This is a genomic window from Stenotrophomonas sp. MYb57, assembly GCF_002966815.1.
GTDB lineage: Bacteria > Pseudomonadota > Gammaproteobacteria > Xanthomonadales > Xanthomonadaceae > Stenotrophomonas > Stenotrophomonas indicatrix.
Map to the genome: position 1 here is coordinate 3,996,089 of NZ_CP023271.1, position 20,760 is coordinate 4,016,848.

The window sequence follows — 20,760 nt, forward strand, 5'->3', positions numbered from 1 at the left end:
GCAGGTCATGGATGAATTAAAACCCCTAACACCATGAATCACAACGATTTGCACGCGTTCAGCGCGAAATGTGAAGACGTTGTGATTGACCTGCCCCATTCAGGCAGAGGTTGCCGGTTGCGTCCCCATCCCCGCAGACGCAACCGGCCGCCGGACCCGGTCGGTACCTGCGCGGCTGCCGCTCCCCAGTGGCAGTGCTCCGCGCTCCCTGTACCCGTTGGATCAGTACTGCTTTCCCATCCGACGCCCCTCGCGCTGCATCAAAGACGGCGCGCCATGCCGAACGGGCCGCCATTGTGCAGGCCGATTGCGACAAGTCCATTGATCAGGATCAACGCGGCGTCAAAATGTGAATTGGCGCCCACTTTTAATGGAACTTCGTCAGCGGCGATGCTGCTGTGCGGCGTTGTGGGAACGATTACAGAAATGCGCTTGCGCAGATTCATGCGCGCATCGGCGGCGAAGGTCGGCGAACGGCGCAGCCCCTCGTGGGTGAGCGCTGAAAGCAACAGCCGTGGTTGGCCGGGCGGGTGGGGTTCGCGGGGGACGCCGTGAATCCGTCCATGGAGGCTTGGCCGCGCCATCCATGGCGCGGACACCCCCGCGAACCCCACCCGCCCGGCCTCTGACGGTTTCCTGCGGCGTCCACCCACGCAAAGAGAAAAAAGAAGAGCGAAGAGCAACAGCGGGTCGCTTCGCTCTGAGCCGAGCGTGGGCTCGGCTCTACAGGAAGCGTGGGCAACCGGCCATGCTGCTTTTGCTTTTGATCTTCTTTTTCTTCTTGCGTGGTGGACGCCGCAGGAACCTGTCAGCGGCCGGGCGGGTGGGTAGTGCGGGGTGTCCGCGGCATGGATGCCGCGGACAAGCCCCCAGGGATGGGTTCACGGCGTCCCCGCACTATCCACCCGCCCGGCCAGCCCTCAGCAATCCAGCTTTCCACGACCCACCCACCCCCACCCACGAGGGGCTGCGCCGTTGGCTGGAAACCTACGCGTGCACCGGCCGATGCCCCCGCACCGCCATCACCAGCCCGATCCCCGCCAGCAACGACACCGCCGAGGTGCCGCCATAACTGATCAACGGCATCGGAATGCCCACCACCGGCAGCAAGCCGGAAATCATTCCGCCGTTGACCAGCACGTACACGAAGAACGCCAGGCCGAGGCTCCCAGCCAACAACCGCGCGTGCGTGTCGCGTGCCTGCACCGCGATCGACAGGCAACGCCCGACCACGAACAGATACAGCGCGAACACCACCACCACGCCAATCCAGCCGAATTCCTCGGCAAGCACCGAGAACGCGAAATCGGTGGTGTACTCGGGCAGGAAATCCAACGTCGCCTGCGTGCCGTGCCCCCAGCCCCTGCCCTGCAGGCCACCCGAGCCGATGGCGATGCGCGACTGCAGGATGTTCCAGCCGGTGCCCAACGGATCGGCAGCCGGATCCAGGAAGGTCAGCACGCGATTCTTCTGGTATTGCCGCAGCAGCCCGAACCAGGCCAACGGCGCAGCCACCGACACCGCGCCCAGTCCGGCCGCCACCCAGCGCCACTGCAGGCCCGCCAGCAGCAGGGCGAACACGCCGCTGGCGGTGACCAGGGTGGCAGTGCCGAGATTGGGCTGCATCAGGATCAGCAGCGCTGGCACCCCGATCAGTACTGCGGCCGTCAGCACCGTGCGCGGCGATGGCGGCAGCGGCTGGCGGTGCAGATACCAGGCCATCATCAACGGCAGGCTGAGCTTGAGCAGTTCCGAAGGCTGCAGGTAGAACACGCCGAGGTTGAGCCAGCGCTGCCCGTATTTGCCGGTGCCGATCACGTACACCGCCATCAACGGCAGCATCGACAGTGCATAGATCGCCGGCGTCCACGCGCGCAGGCGCAGCAGCGAGACCCGCGACAACAGCCACATCGCCACCAGGCCACCGGCAAAGCGCATCGCCTGCCCGTGCACCGGCCCGTTCACGCTGTGCAGCACCGCCAGGCCTGCGCCCATCAGGATCAACAACGCGATCAGCAACGGCAGATCGATCGTGCGCAGCGCCTCACGGCAGCCACCAAGCATTCGTTTCCATTTCACCCGCGGCACGGTAGCAACCGGCGCTTTCGCGAAGCTGTCAGCGCTGTTTGACGCTATCGACTCCTTCGGCGACAACTGCCTTGGGCGCCCGGATTTTCCGGGTTTCAAACAATTCTGATTGGAGCCGCAAGGGCCCCGTGCACATCATGTGCGGCCACCGACAACGGGTGGCACGGGACTCCAATCCCGTTTGATAGATGCGTTGTTTACGCTTGCCAGCCGGCGTCGCTTTTTCCTTGTTGAGCGGCGTCGGCTGGCAATCCGTCCGTGCGTCTTTGGCGGGCGGTGCGTGGAGGGCCTCGTGCCCGCCGGCGTTCCAGCGTCTATCACCGGTATTGGAGCCACGCATCGCCTGCCACCCTCGCCTCCACGCGGGGTGGCCCTTGCCGACCGCACGAGGACCCCGCCATGTCCGCTTCCACCTACCCGTACCTGTTCGCCACGCTGGGCGAGGCTGCTCACCAGCTGCCGCATGACATCGCCCGCGCGCTGGAAACCACGCTCATGCAACGCAGGCCGCCAACGCGCCGGGCGGCCCTACCCTGCTGGACTGCCTGCAGCGCATCCGCCAGGTGGAAGCGGCAGATGGCCAGCCGTGGCCGAGCAAAGGGCGAACGCAGGCGCAGTGCATGGCGATGGCGCGCATCGACCGCGCCAATGCCGGGCTGACCTTCCTGCTGGAACTGCTGCACGCCAGCGAACGCGTGCGCGTGGACGGCGACGACACGCAGCACCTGCCCGACGACGCCCGCGAAGGCCTGCTGCTGGCCTGCCGAGGCCTGTCGGAATACGTGGATGTGCAGTTGCAGGCCGCGTAATGCGCACGTCGCTGTGCCCTCGCCTGCCTCTCGTACAGCGCATGCCGGCCCTGAGCCGAGCATGGCTCGGCACTACAAAGAGCGAAGCGACCCGCTTCTGCTCTGCTTTATTTCTCTTTGCGTGGGTGGCCACCGCAGGAAACTGTCAGAGGCCGGGCGGGGTGGGTTCGCGGGGGTGTCCGCGGCATGGATGCCGCGGCCAAGTCCCCAGGGATGGGTTCACGGCGTCCCCCGCGAATCCACCCCGCCCGGCCAACCACGGCTGCTGCTTTCAGCAACCACCCACGAGGGGCTGCGCCGATGGCTGGAAACTACCCGTAACCGCCATGCACCGGATTGTGACGACGCACCGCCATCACCAACCCGAACCCCGCCAGCAGCGACACCGCCGACGTACCGCCGTAACTGATCAACGGCATCGGCACACCTACCACCGGCAGCAGGCCGGAAATCATCCCGCCGTTTACCAGTACATAGACGAAGAACGCCAGACCCGTGGCACCGGCCAGCAGGCGCGAGTACGAATCGCGCGACTGGCTGGCGATCCACAGGCAGCGCCCGATCACCACCAGGTACAGCGTCAGCACCAGCGCCACGCCGATCCAGCCGAACTCCTCGCTCAGCACCGAGAACGCGAAGTCGGTGGTCTGCTCGGGAATGAAATTCAGGTGCGACTGCGAGCCTTCGCCCCAGCCCTTGCCGTCGAAACCGCCGGAACCAATGGCGATCTTCGACTGGATGATGTTCCAGCCCGCGCCCAGCGCATCCATTTCCGGGTCGAGGAACATCATGATGCGGTCCTTCTGGTACGGCCGCAGCAACCAGAACCAGGCGACCGGCGCCACCGCTGCCACACCGCCCACGCCCAGCCCCACCCACCACCACGGCAGGCCCGCCAGCAGCAGCACGAACACACCACTGGCGGCGATCAGCACGCCGGTGCCGAAGTCCGGCTGCAGCATCACCAGCCCGGTCGGCACACCGATGATCACCATCGCCACCAGCACCGTGTTGAAGCGCGGCGGCAGCGGCATCTTGTGCAGGTACCAGGCCACCATCATCGGCAGGCTGACCTTGAGCAGTTCGGCCGGCTGCAGGTAGAAGAACTTGAGGTCCAGCCACTGCCGGCCGTATTTCCCCGTTCCCAGCGCGAACACCGCCAGCAACGGGATCATCGAGATGGCGTAGATCAGTGGCGTGGCCGAGCGGATGCGCAGGATCGGCGCCCGCGAAATGCCCCACATCGCCGCCAGGCCCACGGCAAAACGCACGCCCTGCGCCATCACCAGGCCATCGCCGCCAGCACTCTTCAACGTCGCCAGGCCGATCACCATCAGCGCGCCCAGGGCCAGGCACAGCAGCCAGTCGAGGCTGCTGAAGAACCGCTGCAGCATTTCCCCGGCCCAGCGCAGGAAGGCGCTCATCGGCTGGCCTCCGCCGCGACGGTCGGGCGAGGACCGACGGGCACCGCCGCAGCAGATGGCGAACCCGGAACCGGTGCCGGCGCCGGTGGCGGTGCGGGCATGCCGATCAGCACCGGGTGCTCGCCCAGCTCGGCGGCGGCGGCGTCGCCGGCCGGACGCGCGTTCACGTCCTCATTGTCGAAGGCGGTGATGCCGATGGCGGTGGTGCCGCGTTCGCTGTCCAGCGGCTGCATGCCTTCAGGCATCTTGCCCAGCAGCCAGGCATCGAAGATCTTGCGCGCGATCGGTGCGGCCGCCGCGCCGCCGTAACCGCCGCCTTCCACGGCGATGGCCAGCGCGATCACCGGCTGCTCGGCCGGCGCGAAGCCGACGAACAGCGCACGGTGGCGCAGGTGCATCGGCAGGCTTCTGGGATTGACCGCGGCCGTGCCCTTGCGGCTGACGACCTGTGCCGTGCCTGTCTTGCCCGCCATCGTGTACGGCGCGCCGGCCGCCATGCGTGCGGCGCTGCCGCCGGGAAGCATGGTGGCCATCATGCCTTCGCGCACGGCCTGAAGATTGTTCGGGTTGGGGCTGACCGGCTTGCTCGGGCCGGGCTCCGCCGCCACCCAGTCGCTGTCGAAACCAGCACGCTGCTGCATCACCAGATGCGGCGTGCGCAGCTGGCCATTGGCCAGGCCGCTGACACCACGGGCCAGCTGCAGGGGGGTGACCTTCCAGTCGCCCTGGCCGATGCTGATGTTCACCGTGTCGCCGGGATACCAGGCTTCCTTGCGGCTCTTCCGCTTGTAGGCCGGCGACGGCAGGATGCCGGAGATCTCGCCGGTCAGATCGATGCCGGTCGGCTGGCCGAAGCCGTAGTACTCCATGTAATGGTCGAACCGCTCGATGCCCAGGTCCAATGCCAGCCGGTAGTAGTACGTATTGACCGACTGCGCGATGGACTTGCGCAGATCGGTCCAGCCGTGACCGCCACGATGCGAATCACCCCAGCCACGCGAGGTGCCCGGCAGGTAGAACATGCCGGTTGACAGCACCTTGTCCTCCGGACGGCGAACGCCCGAATCGAGGCCGGCCAGGCCGATCAGCGGCTTCAGGGTCGAACCGGGGGCAACGCCGCCGAGTACCAGGCGATTGAACTGCGGGCGCGACGGGTTGTCGTTCAGCGCCTTGAAATCGGCATGCGAGATGCCGTTGACGAACAGGTTCGGGTCGTAGGACGGCAGGCTGACCATCGCCAGCACTTCACCGGTACGCGGGTCCATCGCCACGGCCGAGCCTTCCTGATCACCGAAGGCAGCCACCATCGCCCGCTGCAGGTCGGCGTCGATCGACAGCCGCAGGTCGGCGCCGGATTGCGCAGCGACACGGCCGATGGTGCGGATCGCGCGGCCCTGCACGTTGGTCTCGACCTGCTCGTAGCCGACCTTGCCGCGCAGTTCCTGCTCGTAATAGCGCTCCAGGCCGGACTTGCCGATGTGGGTCAATGCGGCATTGCCCTCGCCGAGGATCTCCAGATCCTTGTCGTCGACCCGGCCAACGTAGCCGATGATGTGCGCGAACAGGTCGCCATAGGGATAGCGACGGGTCAGGTACGGTTCCAGCTCGACGCCGGGAAAGCGCCAGCGGTCCACCGCGAAGCGCGCCATTTCCTCATCGCTCATGCGCAGCTTCAGCGTGACCGGCAGGAACTTGCGGCGCGCCTTGCGCGACTTGTTGAACGCTTCCAGCTCTTCCGGACTGATCTGGATGATCTTCGCCAGCCCTTCCAGGGTGGCGTCCATGTCCTTGACCTTGTCCGGGGTCACATCCAGCCGGAACGCCGGCACGTTCTCGGCCAGCAACCGACCATTGCGGTCATAGATCATGCCGCGCCCGGGCACCACCGGCCGCGGCTTGATGCGGTTGGCTTCGGATCGGGTGGCGTAGATGTCGTGGTCCAGCACCTGCAGCTTGAAGTACCAGCCGCCCAGGCCCAGCAGGCAGACCAGCACGCCGAAGAAGCCCAACGCCGCACGGCGCCGGAACTGTTCGGCTTCGGCGTGCGGATTCTTGACCTGGCGGCGCGGCAGCATGGCTCAGCGCCCGCGCTTGCCGAAGCGCACCGCGTCCAGCAGCACGAACACCAGCGGCCACAGGCCCATGCCCAACAACGGCGCCCACCAGTACGACCACGGCAGGGTCGGCTCGCCCACCAGGATATGGACCAGTGCGCTGACGATGCGATCGTTGAACAGCAGGCCGCCGATGGCCAGCATCTGCTGCGACATCGGGAAGAAGCGGATGCGCGCGCGGAAGCGCTGCAGGATGAAGGCCAGCATCACCAAGCGCAGCGCCTGCTCGCCCAGCACCCCGCCATACAGCAGGTCGGCGACGACGCCGCTGGCGAAGGCGATGCCGAGGCCTACGCGCTCGGGCGCTTCGATGACCCAGTAGGCCAGCACCAGTGCGAGCCAATACGGACGCAGCGGCTGCAGCAGCGCGGGCAACGGCAGCAGGCCCAGCAGCAGGGCCACCACCAGGCTGGCCGGCAGCACCCAGCGGTTGTCGCGAAGGCGGCTCATCGCTGCGCCTCCGGCTGCGGTTGGGTGGGCTGCGATTGGGTGGGCTGCGGTTGGGTGGGCTGCGGTTGAGTTTGCTGCGGTTGCCGGCCAGCGGCCGGCACTACCGGGGAGCTGGCTGGGGGAGAGCCCCCCTCTTGTTGAGGGGGGCGCGCCGAAGGCGCGGGGGTAAGGGAGGATGCGCGGGCAGCCGGGTTCGTCGCAGACGAGGACGGCTGCCGGCCAGCGGCCGGCACTACCGGGGTAGCCTGCGTTGCTGCAGGCGCGGGGCCGGTCGGCAGCGCTGTGGCATCGGCCGGGCCACCGGGAGCGGCCTGTTCCATCTGCAGGCGCAGGTTCGGCGGAATGCGGATCGCAGCGCCGGGGCGCAGCAGCAGCACGTCGCGGCCGCGATCAAGCTGCGCGGCCGGTTTCAGTTCGCCCACCAGGAAGGCATGGGTATCGTCCGGGCGCAGCCCGGTGATGGTGCCGACCGGGAATCCGGCAGGGAAGCGGCCACCGAGACCGGACGTGACGATCTCATCGCCCACTTCCACGCCGGCGCTGAGCGGGATGTCGCGCAGTTCCAGCTTGTCGCCGCGGCCGTAGACGATCAGGCGCACGCCATTGCGGGCCACGGTCACCGGCACCGCGTGGTCGGGGTCGGTCAGCAACAGCACGGTGGAGCTGCCCGCGGTCACGCTGATCACCTGGCCCATCAGGCCGCCGGAATCGATCACCGCCTGGCCGACGTGCACGCCTTCGCGGCTGCCGGCGTCCAGCACCAGGCGCTGTTTGACCGGGTCCAGGTCGATGTCCAGGATCGGCGCCAGCTGCACGTCCAGGCCACTGCGCTCGGCCACGTTCAGCAGTTCGCGCAGCTGCGCGTTGTCCAGTGCGGCGGTCTGCAGGCGGGTCAGGCGGGCGTTGGCCAGCAGCAGCTGGTTGCGCAGCTCGCGGTTCTCGGTCACCAGCTGGCCGTGGCTGGCGGCGGTGTCGCGCACCTGGCCGCCGAGCTTGCCGGGCAGGCCGGCCAGGGCCCACACCGGCTGCACCAGGCTGTTGGCCTGCTCGCGCAGACGCGCCAGCCAGCCAGCCTGGTCGTCGAGGACGATCAAGGTGATTGCCAGTGCGAGATAGGCCAGCAGCCGCAGCGGGCTGGCGGCATCACCGGATCGGGAAGCGACGGGAGGTCCGGCGTAGGGCGGCACGGCAGCGATTCAACTGGCAGAAGGCGGAAGGGAGACACGCGGGCGCCCCGCCGGTGCCGACCCGCCGATGTGGCGGGCCGCACCCCGGAGGGGCGCTGCGGGCGCAGGCAGCCGGGACAGCTTATTCCGGCGCAAAGAACTCGTTGCCGTGCATGTCGACCAGTTCCAGCGCACGACCGCCACCGCGGGCCACGCAGGTCAGCGGGTCGTCAGCCACCTGCACGTGCAGACCGGTTTCCTCGGAAATCAGGCGGTCCATGTCGCGCAGCAGGGCGCCACCACCGGTCAGCACGATGCCGCGCTCGGCGACGTCGGCGCACAGTTCCGGCGGGGTCTGTTCCAGTGCCAGCTTGACCGCGCTGACAATGCCAGACAGCGGCTCGTGCAGCGCTTCAAGCACTTCGTTGGAGCTGATCTTGATCATCTTCGGCACGCCCTCGGCGAGGTTGCGGCCGGAGATTTCCATCTCGATCGCTTCCGCCTGCGGGTAGGCACAGCCCAGTTCGACCTTGATGCGCTCGGCGGTGGCTTCACCGATCAGCATGCCGTGGTTGCGGCGGACGTAGTTGGTGATCGATTCGTCGAAGCGGTCGCCGCCGATCCGCACCGAGGCGGAATAGACGATGCCGTTGAGCGAGATCACCGCCACTTCAGTGGTGCCGCCGCCGATATCGATGACCATCGAGCCACGGGCCTCGGTGACCGGCATGCCGGCACCGATCGCAGCCGCCATCGGCTCTTCGATCAGGAACACGTCACGGGCACCGGCCTCCTCGGCCGATTCCTTGATGGCGCGGCGCTCGACCTGGGTCGAGCCAGCCGGCACGCAGACCAGCACGCGCGGGCTCGGGCGCAGGAAGCGCGACTTGTGCACCTTCTTGATGAAGTGCTTGAGCATCGCTTCGGTGTAGGTGAAGTCGGCGATGACACCGTCCTTCATCGGGCGGATGGTGGTGATGTGGCCCGGGGTACGGCCAAGCATCTGCTTGGCCTCGGCGCCAACGGCTGCCACCGACCGGGTACCACCAATGGCGCGATCCTGGCGCACAGCGACCACGGACGGCTCGTTCAGCACGATTCCCTGCCCACGCACATAGATGAGGGTGTTGGCCGTGCCCAGGTCGATGGACAGGTCATTGGAGAACATGCCGCGCAGTTTCTTGAACATCTGGGAGTTGATCCTGAGGGGTGTCGCGCCCAACGCGGGATGGCGAAAAAATGGGCAGAAATCGAGGTCGACAAGCCTAGCAACCTGCCTGCCGCCGAGCAAGGAGAAAACTAGCTGAACCCGCGCCTTCACAGGCTTTCGGCCTGATCGGGCATCACCCGGTTCTGGCCCTGAGCGGCACCAGCGGGTAACCTTTGCGCCGTCGGGCGCCCAAGGGCGCCGTTTGCTTGCCTGCCTAAGTGGGCAGGCCCACCCCAAAATTCACCGCATAGGCTTACATCGATGTCCGCTCTGATCTGTGGTTCTCTTGCCTTCGACACCATCATGGTGTTCCCGGACCAGTTCAAGAATCACATCCTGCCGGACAAGGTGCACATCCTGAACGTGTCCTTCCTGGTGCCGCGCATGCGCCGCGAGTTCGGCGGCTGCGCCGGCAACATCGCCTACAACCTGCACCTGCTCGGTGGCGATCCGATCCCGATGGGCACGGTGGGTTCGGACTTCGGCCCGTACCGCGAGCACTTCGATGCCCTGGGCATCGACCTCACCCGCGTGCGCGTGATCGATGAGCTGTTCACCCCGCAGGCGTTCATCACCACCGACCACGACAACAACCAGATCACCGCCTTCCACCCGGGCGCGATGATGCGTTCCTACGAAAACCACGTGCGCGACGTGCCGGGCGTCAGCCTGGGCCTGGTCGGCCCGGACGGCCGCGAAGGCATGATCCAGAACGCGCTGGAATTCCACGAAGACGGCGTGCCGTTCATCTTCGACCCGGGCCAGGCCATGCCGCTGTTCAACGGCCCGGAACTGCGCGAGTTCATCGAGCAGGCCGATTACGTGGTGGTCAACGACTATGAGTCGAACCTGCTGCAGGAACGCACCGGCTGGAACGAAAAGGAGATCGTCAGCCGGGTCAAGGCCTACATCACCACCCGCGGCCCGAAGGGCGCAGTGATCCACACCCCGGAAAAGAGCTACGACATCCCGCCGGCGCACGAGCGCCGCGTGGTCGATCCGACCGGCTGTGGCGACGCGTTCCGCGCCGGCCTGATCTACGGCATCCAGAAGGGCTTCGACTGGCTGACCATCGGCCGCATGGGCAACCTGATGGGCGCGCTGAAGGTCGAGCACCCGGGCACCCAGAACCAGCGCTTCACCTTCGATGAGTTCAACGAGCAGTTCAAGCAGCAGTTCGGTTACGCGTTGAACGCGTAAACGAACTGCCCGCGCATTTCTCCTTATCCCCGCGCCTTCGGCGCGCGCCCTTGAACAACAAGGGGGCTCTCCACCCGAGGCGCTATCGGGAATGCTTCTGGCGGGAATGCCTCTGGTAGGTGTCGACCTTGGTCGACACTGCCGGCCAACGGCCGGCACCGCATCGCCGCCCGGCCCTTCCGGCTCAGGGCCTGGCCTTCGGCAAGCGGTACAGCTCTTTCTCGTAGGCCAGCGTGCCCCACATCGCGTAGGCATGTGCGCGCCGTGCCAGTTCCGGCCGCAGCGGCTGCGGCTGCAGCTGGTCGCTGGCCGGGTCGTAGCGGAAGCCCTGCGCTGGCTTGTCCGGCTGCAGGATGGCCACATCGTTGCCCTCCATCCACGCCAGATTGCGGTCGTACTGCATCAGCGCGCGTCCGGGCTGCAGCCGCTGCAGGTCGGTCAGGTCCTGGCCAACGGTGGGGGTGGCATCGGCGATGCCCAGCAATGACAACAGCGTCGGCGGCAGATCGATCTGGCTGACGATGCGGGCATCGCGGCGCGCCTCGATGCCGCCGCCGAGGATCAACCCGGGAATATGGAAGTTGCCGATCGGCACCATGTTCTTGCCGAACACCCGCGAATCATGGTCGGCCACCACCAGGAACACGGTGTCCTCCCAGTACGACGAGGCCATCGCCTTGCGGAAGAACTCGCCCAGCGCGTAGTCGGCGTACTTGGCGGCGTTGTCGCGGGTCTGCTTCGGTTGCTCGTACAGGTCGATTCGGCCGTCGGGGAACTCGAAGGGATCGTGGTTGCTGGAGGTGAACACCAGGCCGAAGAATGGCGTGCCCTGCGCTTTCAGCTGCCGGAACTGCTGGTCGGCGCGAGCGAACAGATCCTCGTCCGACGCGCCCCAGGAGCCGACGAAGGCCGGCTTGCGGTAATCCTTGCGGTCCACGATGCGGGTGAAGCCATTGGCGAGGAAGAACTCGCGCATGTTGTCGAAGTGGCTTTCACCGCCGTAGTAGAAGCCGGTGTCGTAGCCATGCCGCCCCAGCACATCGGCCAGGGTGAAAAAGCGCTGGCGGCTGGCAGGCAGCTTCACCACCGATTCGGCCGGGGTCGGCGGGAACCCGGTCAGGACCGCCTCGATGCCGCGCACCGAACGCGTACCGGTGGCATACAGCCGCTCGAACGCCCAACCCTGCCTGCTCAGGCGGTCGTAGTTGGGCGACAACGGTCGTCCGCCGAGACTGCCGATGAACTGCGCGCCCAGGCTTTCTTCCAGCACGATCACCAGATTGCGCGGCTTGCCCTGGTACTGCGGCGGACGCAGCGCCAGGCTCGGCAACGCGTCGGAGACGTACGCCGATGCCGGCAGGCCGCTGCTGGCGCGCAGTTCGCTGACCACCTCGGCAAGCGGCAGGTCACCGTAGACGCGAGAGGTTTCGCTGCGGGTCGCCAGTTGCCGCGCGGCATAGCCGACGGTGTACAGCGAATTCAGCGGCAAGGCGTTGATGGTGGGGTCGGTGGAGAACGCCACCAGCGCCGGATTCAAGGGCCGATGACCCAGGCTGGAACGCACGCCCAGCGCCGCCAGCAGCAGCACCAGCAATGCCAATGGCAGCCGCCACAGCCATCCGGCTTCGACTGCGAGCGCCGGGCTGTTGCCGACCCAGCACCGCGACCCGCGAAGCAATGCCCAGAACAGCACGATCACCGCGGCAACTTCGATCACCACGGCCAGCAGATGGCCGCGCAGCAGCGTCATCCCGACTTCTTCGGGATAGATCAGATACTCCAGGAACACGCGATTGGGGCGCAGGCCGTACTCGGCCATGAAGCTCGGCGTGGCCAGTTCCATGAACACCAGCAGCACGCTCGCCAGGATCAGCCACCACCGCAACAGATGGCGCCACGCGCGGCCCACGCGTCCCTCCAGCGGCAACAGCAGCGCCAGCACCGCAGGGATGCCGTACAGCAGGCACAGGGTCGACACATCCACCCGCAGCCCCTGCAGCAACACCGTGGACCAGCCGTCGGCAGCACTCACCCGCGCGGCATGCCACAGCGACAGCCCCAGCCGGGACAACGACAGGGCGACCAGGCCAAACAGGAAGAAGGCGGCAATTGGACACAGACGCCGGTACAGCGACACCCACGCAGCTCGGAGCATGAAAGGAATCCAGAAATGGAGCAAAGGACACCCATGCCCCATCCTTGGCAGCGGGCCACACCGGACAACGTGTTACCCGACACCACCGCCAGCGCAGCGGAACTTCCCGCCGGCACCTTCAGCATCCACCTCAGCTTCAATCGGGCTGCGGCAGTGAGCGGCGGCGGTTCCGCAACCGCTTCCGCTTCAGCCCCGGCGGGTCATTCGAAGAACGTCCCGCCGACCGCGCACAATACACTGTGATGACAGTCGGCAGTTGACTGCAGGTGCGGCCCCTGGCTACCTGCCAGCGCGCGCACAGAGCGCCGCGCTAGCCTCCCCAGCGCTCCAGCACCGCCCCGCAATCGGCCAGGTGCCAACAGGCCATGCCCGGCCACGGGTTGTCCGGAGCGTTGACCAGCAGCGTGCGGCTGCCCGCCGCGCGGCCGCATTCGAGATCGAAGCGGTAATCGCCCACCATCACCACCTGCGCGGGCTCAACCTGCCAGCGCTGCTGGAAGTACTGCAGGCCGGCCGGTGAGGGTTTCGGCTCGGCCTCGTCGCGGCCGATGATGTCGTCTTCGGCAAAGACGTCGCCCAGCCCGATCGCCTGCAGGGTGACCTGCGCCAGGCTGCGCACGTTGCGGGTCAGAATGCCCAGCCGGCAGCCGGCGCCCTGCAGCGCGCGTACCAGCGGCACCGCTCCCGTTGCCGGCTGGGAAGCAGCGGCCAGCGCACGCTCGTGCGCCAGCAGCCAGGCGTGCTTGGCGCTGGCCTCTGCGGCCGGCAACCCGGCCAGGTGGGTGAGGATGTCATCCTCCTGCGGAATCGCCAGTTCGCGCTTGATCCGCGCGAAATCATGCACCGCCACGGTCAGCGTGCCATCCATGTCGAACACCCAGTGGCGGATCGCCGACAGCGACGACGCAGCCGCCGGTGCCTGCACGGTCAACGCCACCACGCCGGCATGCGGCTGGCATCCACGCCACCGGTCTCGAACACGGCCGTGCGCGTGCCACCGGCCTTGACCGGGAACTCGATGCTGATCGACTTGCCCTTGGCTGCCAGCTTCCACAACGCCTTCTGGTCGGTGATGAACATGGCGATCGCCTCGTCGGTCTTCGGCCGCCAGGCCGCCATGGAGACCGGCTTGCCGCCGTCCACCGTGACCTTCACCGTGCACTGCGGGCAACGGAAATCGCCGGCCTGCAGCACCAGGTAGGCATGACGCTTCCATTCGGGGTGGTCGCGGAACACCAGCTGCACCGGCTTGGCGCCGCTGCCGTCCACATCCACCCGTTCCTTGCTGAAGATCTGCGCCGACACCTGGTTGCCCTTGCTGCCGACCGGAATCTGGTTGTACTGCCACAGCGCCTGCATGCGGCGCAGGTCGCGCGCGGCATCGCCCTTGGCCTTGACCTCGTCGAAGCCGGCGGCGATGCGCTCGGCGGCGGCGGTGTCCTTGTACTGGTCCAGCAGCGAGGCACCGTGCAGGCGCGCGCGCTCCCAGTCCTGCGCAGCCACGGCCATGTCGTACTGCTTGGCCACGTCCTCGGCCTTGGCTTCCTTCTGCGCCTGCACGGCGGCCGCAGCGGCCTCCTGCGCCTTGCGTTCTTCCTCGGGGTTGCTGCAGGCGGCCAGGGCCAGGGTGCAGGCGGTGAGCAGGATCAGTCGTTTCATGGCGGAGTCCTTTACGGGTGCATCCCGATTCTATCGGCAGCGAAAAGCGGATACAGCAACGGCGGGTTTCCCCGCCGTTGCTGGTGAAGCAGCATCAGGTTGCCGGCCGGCGGCCGGCACTACCGTTTACTTGGCTTCAGCCTTGGCCAGCATGTCCTGCACCGAGGCGGTGGTGATCGGGTGGTAGCCCGGCTTGGCCTTCTCGAACGCCTGCTTGGCCAGCTCCAGCCCCTTCGGGGTCTTCACCAGTTCAGCGTAGATCGGCAGGATCAGCTTGCGACGGCCGACACGCTCGATGAACGCAGCGGCCGCTTCATTGGCCTGCTCGTAGCCGCTGCGGATGGTCAGCGGGTACCAGCGCATGGCGATCTCGCCATTCGGGGTGCCAGTGAAGTGGAACGCCTTGTCCAGCGTGGCCAGCTTGTCCAGCGGCTGGGTGGCGCCCAGGCCATCGATGAAGCGGACCCATTCCTGGGTGCTCCACTCGGCAATCACCTGGCTGCTCGGCACGGTGCCGGCGCTGGCGAAGGCAATGCGCGCGGTATCGACGCTGCTGAAGTTGCGCGACTGCGCCTTGGCTGCGAACGCCGGAATGCCCGGCTCGTCCAGCCACGCCTTCAGTTCGGCCTCGGTCACCGCCGACGGATTCTTCGGCAGCAGGTTCTTCTTCAGGTACTCGACGAACTGGTCGGTGTTGGCGCTCTGGAAAGCGTGGTCATCGAACCAGCCGCGCAGGAACGGGTCGAAGGTTTCGCGGCCGAAACGCTGTTCCAGGAATTCCAGGAACCACGAACCCTTGACGTAGGCCACCTGGCTCAGGGCTTCGTCCGGATCACGCTCGTTCAGCGGCGGCAGCGCCAGCGCCTGGTCGGCCGGGCTCATGTCCTTCACTTCGGCCAGCAGATCGGTCTGGTCGATCTGCTTTTCCATCTCGGCCATCTCCTTGCCGTACAGGGCTTCGGTGATGCGGCCCTGGACGTAGGTGGTGAAGCCTTCGTTGAGCCAGATGTCCTTCCAGCTGGCGTTGGTCACCAGGTTGCCCGACCAGCTGTGCGCCAGTTCATGGGCCACCAGCGAGACCAGCGACTTGTCGCCGACGATCACGGTCGGGGTGGCGAAGGTCAGGCGCGGGTTTTCCATGCCGCCAAACGGGAACGACGGCGGCAGCACCAGCATGTCGTAGCGGCCCCAGCGGTATTCGCCGTACAGCTTCTCGGCGGCACCGATCATTTTCTCGGTGTCTTCGAATTCCTTGGCGGCCTTGTTGACCATGGTCGGCTCGGCCCAGACGCCGGAGCGGCCGGAGATCGGCTCGAACACCAGGTCGCCGGCGGCGATGGCCAGCAGGTAGGACGGAATCGGCTGCGGCATCTTGAAGGTGTAGTCACCGTCACGCGCGGCCTTGGGATCGTTGTCGGCGCTCATCAGCACCATCACGTCCGGGCGCGAGACCACGTGCGCGCTGTAGGTGAAGCGCACGCTCGGGGTGTCCTGCAACGGTACCCAGGAACGGGCGTGGATCGCCTGCGACTGGCTGAACATGAAGGGCAGCTTCTTGCCCTCGGTCATCGACGGCGCCAGCCACTGCAGGCCCGAAGCGGTCGGTGCGGTGTGGTAGGTCACTTCGACCTTGACCGGCTGTTGCGGAGTTTCGATGGTCAGCTTGCTGCCGAACACCTTGTCGGCCGGGGCCAGCACGAACTGCAGCGGGCTGCGCGCGCCGTCAGCGGCGATCGCTTCGACCTTGGCGATGCTCAGCTCGCGGGTGTCCAGCACCAGCTGCTTGGCGTCCTTCTGCTTCCATTCCAGGGTGTAGGTGGCGGTGCCGCCGATCTGCTTCTGGTCGAAGTCCAGCTTCAGGTCCAGCGCGATGTCCTTGACGACGACCTTGTCCGGCTCGGCGTACGAGCTTTCATCGTGGCTGCGGTTTTCGGCGTTCACGGGGGCGGCGGGAGCCTTCTGGGCAGTCGGGGTGGCGGCGGGTGCGGCCACCTCCTGGGAGCAGCCGGCGGCCAGGGCCACGGCCAGCGGAAGGAGCATCAGCGGATTGCGCATGAATCGGGACCGTTACGGGGAACAAACCCCAATGGTACCTCTCCCCCGGCCGGGAAGCGTTGCGCGGTGCGGGGTAACGGCCGGCCCCGCGATGGCCCGGTAGGTGCCAACCTTGGTTGGCACGGACCTGTCAGCGCTAGCGGACGGGCGTGTGCCAACCAAGGTTGGCACCTACCAGGACCGTGCCGTGCAGATGCCGGCCAGCGGCCGGCACTACCTGGGAACCCGACTTACAGCTTGTAGCCGGAGTGGATCGAGACGATGCCGCCGGTCAGGTTCTTGTAGTGGCAGCGCTCGAAGCCGGCCTGCCCCATCATCGCCTTCAGCTCTTCCTGCGGCGGATGCTTGCGGATGCTCTCGGCCAGGTACTGGTAGCTGTCCGAATCGTTGGCGAACAGCTTGCCCAGCTTCGGCAGGATCTTGAACGAGTGGAAGTCGTAGATCGGCTTGAACCAGTCGGCGGTGACTTCGGAGAACTCCAGCACACGGGCCTGGCCGCCCACCTTCAGCACGCGGAACATCTCGCGCAGGCCAGCGTCCTTGTCGGTCACGTTGCGCAGACCAAAGGCGATGGTCACCAGGTCGAAGCTGTTGTCCGGGAACGGCAGGGCCTCGGCGTTGCACTGCACGTAGTCCAGGCCCAGCACCAGGCCGCGGTTGGTCAGGCGGTCACGGCCGACCGACAGCATGCCGGCGTTGATGTCGCCCAGCACCACCGAGCCCTCGGCACCGACGCGCTCCTTCAGCAGCGCGGCGATATCGCCGGTGCCACCGGCCAGGTCGAGCACGCGGTCACCCGGCTTCACCTGCGCGGTGGCGACGTAGTAGCGCTTCCATGCCCGGTGCACGCCCATGCTCATCAGGTCGTTCATCAGGTCGTAGTTGCGCGCGACCGACGTGAACACCTGGCCGACCAGCTTCTGCTTGTCCTTGGCGTCAACGTCGCGGAACCCGAAATGGGTGGTACCGGATTTGTAGGGGGATTCGCTCATGCCCCCGATTATCGCACCGCCGGGCCCCTGCGGGGAACGCTGGCCGTATCATGGCGCCCCACGACCTACCGGAGCCCCGCATGATCACCACGCCCGACTACCAGGCCCTGCTGCAGACCGCCATTGCCGAAGCCCGCCAGGGGCTGGCCGAAGGCGGCGTGCCGATCGGCGCGGCGCTGTACCACAACGACGGCCGCCTGCTCGGCTGCGGCCACAACCGCCGCGTGCAGGAAGGTGACCCGTCCGTGCATGGCGAGACCGATGCCTTCCGCAAGGCCGGCCGCCAGCGCCGCTACCAGGACACCATCATGGTCACGACCCTGGCCCCCTGCTGGTACTGCTCGGGCCTGGTGCGGCAGTTCAACATCGGCACGGTGGTGGTCGGCGAATCGCGCACTTTCCAGGGCGGCATCGACTGGCTGCGGGAAAACGGCGTCAACGTGATCGACCTGGACAGCCAGGAATGCGTGGACCTGCTTGGCGGTTTCATTGCGCAACATCCGGAAATCTGGAACGAAGATATCGGCGAATGAGCATCCGCCACGGCTGATGAGCCCGCCTTGATGAACGCTTCAGTGCCGGCACAGCCTTGTGCCGGCAGCGTCTGCACGCTTCAACGTGAACTGCTGCGCAGTCAGCTGGGTGCGGTCAACACGCGCCACTAACATCCTGCTGCGCAGCGACGTCTAGGGTGGAATGCAACCGGGCCCCCGCCCCGGATTGGAGCCGACCATGCAAGCGCATGCCGTACGTCCTCGCAGTGACCCGGCCCTGGCCGCGATCTGGAGCCGACTGCAGCAGCAATACGCACTGCACCAGCGCAGTGCCCCGTTCTGGAGCGCCTACCAGGACATGCAGCAGGATCTGCTGCACGACCATCCCCGCGACCTGGTGCGCCTGTGCAATGCGATGGCCGCCATGGCCGAACGCCTGGGTGCGGTTGAACACGCACAGCTGCTGCGCCATCGCCACGCTGGCTGCACATCACGCTGACGCGGCATGCACCGCCGCCCGGGCCACACTGTAATGGGCCCCCACTCCCTTCACCTCCAACCGATTGGATCGTCATGCACGCTGAAGTTCCCGCCATTCCCCCTGTCATCAATGTCGATGCGGAGCTGGATTACTGGCGCCGCCAGCACGCCGATGGCGCACTCGCGCACACCTCGTTCGGCACCTATGTCCCGTGGATCAAGTTCGCCTGTGATTCGCTGATCACCCAACCACGCGCCAGCAACGCCCAGCGCGATGAGCTATTCCAGACCCAATACGCCCTGCAGATCATGCCGCGCCTGAGTGAAGCGCAGGCCCGCGAATTCGTCGAACGCTGCTGGCAGCACGTCTACCTGGCCAGCCCGGTGCGCAGCCAGGAAGCACCGCGCCTGCGCGCCTGAGTCCACGCCTGCTGCACGGCACCTGCACGGCCATGTGCCGATGATCGTCGCCATTCCCGTGGAACGATGACGATGAGCGCAAGGAACCTGTTCAATACGATCGCCAAGAAGGCCGCGGCCGCCACCGGCTCGCCGTGGACCTTCCTGGCCGCAGTATCGATCGTCGTGCTGTGGGGCATCAGTGGCCCCATATTCAAGTTCAACGACACCTGGCAGCTGGTGATCAACACCGGCACCACCATCATCACCTTCCTGATGGTGTTCCTGATCCAGCACACGCAGAACTCGGACACCGCGGCGATGCAGATCAAGCTGGACGAGCTGATCCGCGCCACCGCCGAGGCCAACAACGAGCTGCTGGACCTGGAAGAGCTGGACGAAGAGCGCCTCGAAGAGATCCGCGCCGAGTACGAAAGAATGGCGCGCGAAGCCGGCGACGCATTGACGCGGGTACGCGCCTGCCGCACCGAGCGGCGCGACGACGAAGCGGTGTAGCCCTGCTCATTGACCGGTAGCGCCGGCCGCTGGCCGGCAACTGCACGATCCCTGTTGATCCCGCGCGCTGCCGGCCAGCGGCCGGCACTACCGGTCTGCGCGCTTACCCGCGCTCGTGCCAGCCGCCGCCCAGCACCTTGTACAGCGTGATGCGGTTGGCCTGCTGCGCCAGCTGTGTCTGCAGCTGGCTCTGCTGCGCGTTGTAGGCGGTACGACGTGCATCCAGCAGGGTGACGAAGCTGTCCAGGCCCGCGTCATAGCGCGCCTGCGACAGGCGGTTGGCCTGCTCGGCCGCTTCCACCAGGCGCTGCTGCGAGGCCGCCTGTTCATCCAGGCTGACATTCAATGCCAGCGCATCGGCGGTTTCGCGGAAACCACTCTGGATCGACTTTTCGTACTGCGCCAGCGCGATATCGCGGTCGGCGTTGGCCACGGCCAGGTTCGCGCGCAGCTTGCCGCCCTGGAAGATCGGCAAGGTGATCTTCGGCAGGAAGCTCCACACCCGCGTACCGCTGTCGAACAGGCCGGACAATTCACCCGAGCCACTGCCGATGCTGCCGGTCAGCGAGATGCTGGGGAAGAAGGCTGCGCGTGCGGCACCGATGTTGGCATTGGCCGCCAGCAGCTGATGTTCCGCCGCCATGATGTCCGGGCGCTGCAGCAGCACGTCGCTGGGCAGGCCAGCCGGCGGTGGTGCCAACGCAAGCACCTGCGGTGAGATGCTGTCCGGCAGCAGCGCCGGATCCAGCTGGCCACCGGCCAGCAGCGCCAGCGCGTTGCGGTCCTGGGCCAGCTGCCCACGCAGGCGTGCGGCATCGGTACGCGCGGTCTCGACCAGGGTGCGGGTCTGGGTCAGTTCCAACCCCGAACTGCCACCGCGCTCATGGCGTGCTTCGGCCAGGCGCAGCGAATCCTCATAGGTCTTCACCGTGGCTTCGGCGATTTTCAACTGTTGCGCGTCGGCACCGTAGGTCAACCACGCGGTGGCGGTCTCGGCCACCAGGCTCAGCTGCGCGTTGCGGCGGTTGGCGGCTACAGCGAAGTACTGCTGCAGCGCGGCTTCGCTCAGGTTGCGCACGCGGCCGAACAGGTCCAGTTCGAACTCGGCCACGCCGACGCCCGCGCTGAACTGCTCGGTGACCGGCACGTCGCCACCGCGGCGGTCCATCTGCCCGGTCACGGCCACGCCCGGCACCCGGTCCGCGCGCTGCACGCGGTACTGGCCACGCGCCTTTTCGACGTTGAGCACGGCCACGCGCAGGTCGCGGTTGTTGTCCAGCGCCTGGCCGATCACCTGCTGCAGGCGCTCGTCGGTGAAGAAGTCACGCCAGCCGACCGCGGCCGCATCGGCCACTTCGCCCTGCGCGGCTTCGGCCGGCCACTGCGACGGAATGGCCGGGGCCACTGCGGTGTTCTTCGGCGCCAGGGTGCCGCAGCCGGCAAGCGCCAGTGCCGCAGCGATGGAGAGGAACAGAGATGCACTTTTCATTGGAATGACTTCCATCGGTACTGCCGGATGGCAGGAGGTAGTGCCGGCCACTGGCCGGCA

At 66.8% G+C, this 20,760-nt stretch carries 18 protein-coding genes and 1 pseudogene; 6 read left to right on the forward strand and 13 right to left on the reverse strand.

Features of this window, described 5'->3' with window-relative positions; genetic code table 11:
• Positions 1–260 precede the first annotated feature (260 nt).
• Both CLM74_RS21560 and rodA (CLM74_RS18215) read right to left on the reverse strand, forming a co-directional pair.
• On the reverse strand, positions 261–509 hold the full coding sequence (locus CLM74_RS21560; protein ID WP_154881076.1) for a hypothetical protein: 249 nt from the start codon (positions 507–509) through the stop codon (positions 261–263).
• Between the two features lie 478 nt (positions 510–987).
• Positions 988–2,064: a rod shape-determining protein RodA gene (rodA, locus tag CLM74_RS18215; RefSeq protein ID WP_199776055.1), complete on the reverse strand. Its 1,077-nt coding sequence runs from the start codon at positions 2,062–2,064 to the stop codon at positions 988–990.
• Between the two features lie 423 nt (positions 2,065–2,487).
• Between rodA (CLM74_RS18215) and CLM74_RS18220 the strand changes: the two are divergent.
• A pseudogene (locus CLM74_RS18220) lies at positions 2,488–2,897 on the forward strand (hypothetical protein).
• A 311-nt stretch (positions 2,898–3,208) separates the two neighbouring features.
• Here the strand turns inward: CLM74_RS18220 and rodA (CLM74_RS18225) are convergent.
• The 5 genes from rodA (CLM74_RS18225) to CLM74_RS18245 all read right to left on the reverse strand — a co-directional run bounded on the left by rodA (CLM74_RS18225) (position 3,209) and on the right by CLM74_RS18245 (position 9,240).
• Positions 3,209–4,321 carry a rod shape-determining protein RodA gene (rodA, locus tag CLM74_RS18225; RefSeq protein WP_025877247.1) on the reverse strand — a complete coding sequence of 371 codons (1,113 nt, stop codon included), beginning with the start codon at positions 4,319–4,321 and terminating at the stop codon, positions 3,209–3,211.
• The gene (gene mrdA, locus CLM74_RS18230) at positions 4,318–6,396 is read right to left on the reverse strand and encodes a penicillin-binding protein 2 (RefSeq protein WP_025877249.1); all 2,079 of its coding nucleotides are present in this window, start codon (positions 6,394–6,396) and stop codon (positions 4,318–4,320) included. Before mrdA ends, rodA (CLM74_RS18225) begins: the two co-directional genes overlap by 4 nt.
• A gap of 3 nt (positions 6,397–6,399) precedes the next feature.
• The gene (gene mreD, locus CLM74_RS18235) at positions 6,400–6,885 is read right to left on the reverse strand and encodes a rod shape-determining protein MreD (RefSeq protein ID WP_025877251.1); all 486 of its coding nucleotides are present in this window, start codon (positions 6,883–6,885) and stop codon (positions 6,400–6,402) included.
• On the reverse strand, positions 6,882–8,072 hold the full coding sequence (gene mreC / locus CLM74_RS18240) for a rod shape-determining protein MreC (protein ID WP_105164664.1): 1,191 nt from the start codon (positions 8,070–8,072) through the stop codon (positions 6,882–6,884). Before mreC ends, mreD begins: the two co-directional genes overlap by 4 nt.
• 121 nt (positions 8,073–8,193) lie before the next feature.
• Complete coding sequence (locus CLM74_RS18245) at positions 8,194–9,240, reverse strand: rod shape-determining protein (RefSeq protein WP_025877255.1); 1,047 nt, start codon at positions 9,238–9,240, stop codon at positions 8,194–8,196.
• 282 nt (positions 9,241–9,522) lie between these two features.
• Here CLM74_RS18245 and CLM74_RS18250 point away from each other — a divergent pair, with 282 nt between their 5' ends.
• Positions 9,523–10,461, forward strand: a complete 939-nt coding sequence (locus CLM74_RS18250) for a carbohydrate kinase family protein (RefSeq protein WP_059065157.1) — start codon at positions 9,523–9,525, stop codon at positions 10,459–10,461.
• A gap of 184 nt (positions 10,462–10,645) precedes the next feature.
• On the opposite strand, the gene CLM74_RS18255 is transcribed toward CLM74_RS18250, so the two are convergent.
• The 5 genes from CLM74_RS18255 to ubiE form a co-directional block, all read right to left on the reverse strand.
• Positions 10,646–12,616, reverse strand: coding sequence for an LTA synthase family protein (locus CLM74_RS18255; protein WP_105164665.1), 1,971 nt, complete (start codon positions 12,614–12,616; stop codon positions 10,646–10,648).
• A 310-nt stretch (positions 12,617–12,926) separates the two neighbouring features.
• On the reverse strand, positions 12,927–13,484 hold the full coding sequence (locus tag CLM74_RS18260; protein ID WP_234003487.1) for an HAD family hydrolase: 558 nt from the start codon (positions 13,482–13,484) through the stop codon (positions 12,927–12,929).
• Positions 13,485–13,543: 59 nt separating this feature from the next.
• Positions 13,544–14,275, reverse strand: coding sequence for a lipoprotein (locus CLM74_RS18265; RefSeq protein ID WP_032976539.1), 732 nt, complete (start codon positions 14,273–14,275; stop codon positions 13,544–13,546).
• A gap of 126 nt (positions 14,276–14,401) precedes the next feature.
• The gene (locus tag CLM74_RS18270) at positions 14,402–16,330 is read right to left on the reverse strand and encodes a M1 family metallopeptidase (protein WP_105164667.1); all 1,929 of its coding nucleotides are present in this window, start codon (positions 16,328–16,330) and stop codon (positions 14,402–14,404) included.
• Positions 16,331–16,560: 230 nt separating this feature from the next.
• Positions 16,561–17,322 (reverse strand): bifunctional demethylmenaquinone methyltransferase/2-methoxy-6-polyprenyl-1,4-benzoquinol methylase UbiE, encoded by a 762-nt coding sequence (gene ubiE, locus CLM74_RS18275; RefSeq protein ID WP_025877269.1) that lies wholly within the window; start codon positions 17,320–17,322, stop codon positions 16,561–16,563.
• 80 nt (positions 17,323–17,402) lie between these two features.
• Here ubiE and CLM74_RS18280 point away from each other — a divergent pair, with 80 nt between their 5' ends.
• The 4 genes from CLM74_RS18280 to CLM74_RS18295 all read left to right on the forward strand — a co-directional run bounded on the left by CLM74_RS18280 (position 17,403) and on the right by CLM74_RS18295 (position 19,211).
• On the forward strand, positions 17,403–17,855 hold the full coding sequence (locus CLM74_RS18280) for a nucleoside deaminase (RefSeq protein ID WP_005411083.1): 453 nt from the start codon (positions 17,403–17,405) through the stop codon (positions 17,853–17,855).
• Between the two features lie 199 nt (positions 17,856–18,054).
• The gene (locus CLM74_RS18285; RefSeq protein WP_025877271.1) at positions 18,055–18,315 is read left to right on the forward strand and encodes a hypothetical protein; all 261 of its coding nucleotides are present in this window, start codon (positions 18,055–18,057) and stop codon (positions 18,313–18,315) included.
• A gap of 74 nt (positions 18,316–18,389) precedes the next feature.
• Positions 18,390–18,716, forward strand: a complete 327-nt coding sequence (locus tag CLM74_RS18290; RefSeq protein WP_025877273.1) for a hypothetical protein — start codon at positions 18,390–18,392, stop codon at positions 18,714–18,716.
• Positions 18,717–18,788: 72 nt separating this feature from the next.
• Positions 18,789–19,211 (forward strand): low affinity iron permease family protein, encoded by a 423-nt coding sequence (locus CLM74_RS18295; RefSeq protein ID WP_025877275.1) that lies wholly within the window; start codon positions 18,789–18,791, stop codon positions 19,209–19,211.
• A 103-nt stretch (positions 19,212–19,314) separates the two neighbouring features.
• Here CLM74_RS18295 and smeF read toward each other — a convergent pair whose 3' ends face one another.
• Positions 19,315–20,715 (reverse strand): multidrug efflux RND transporter outer membrane subunit SmeF, encoded by a 1,401-nt coding sequence (smeF, locus tag CLM74_RS18300; RefSeq protein WP_134833102.1) that lies wholly within the window; start codon positions 20,713–20,715, stop codon positions 19,315–19,317.
• Between the last annotated feature and the right edge of the window lie 45 nt (positions 20,716–20,760).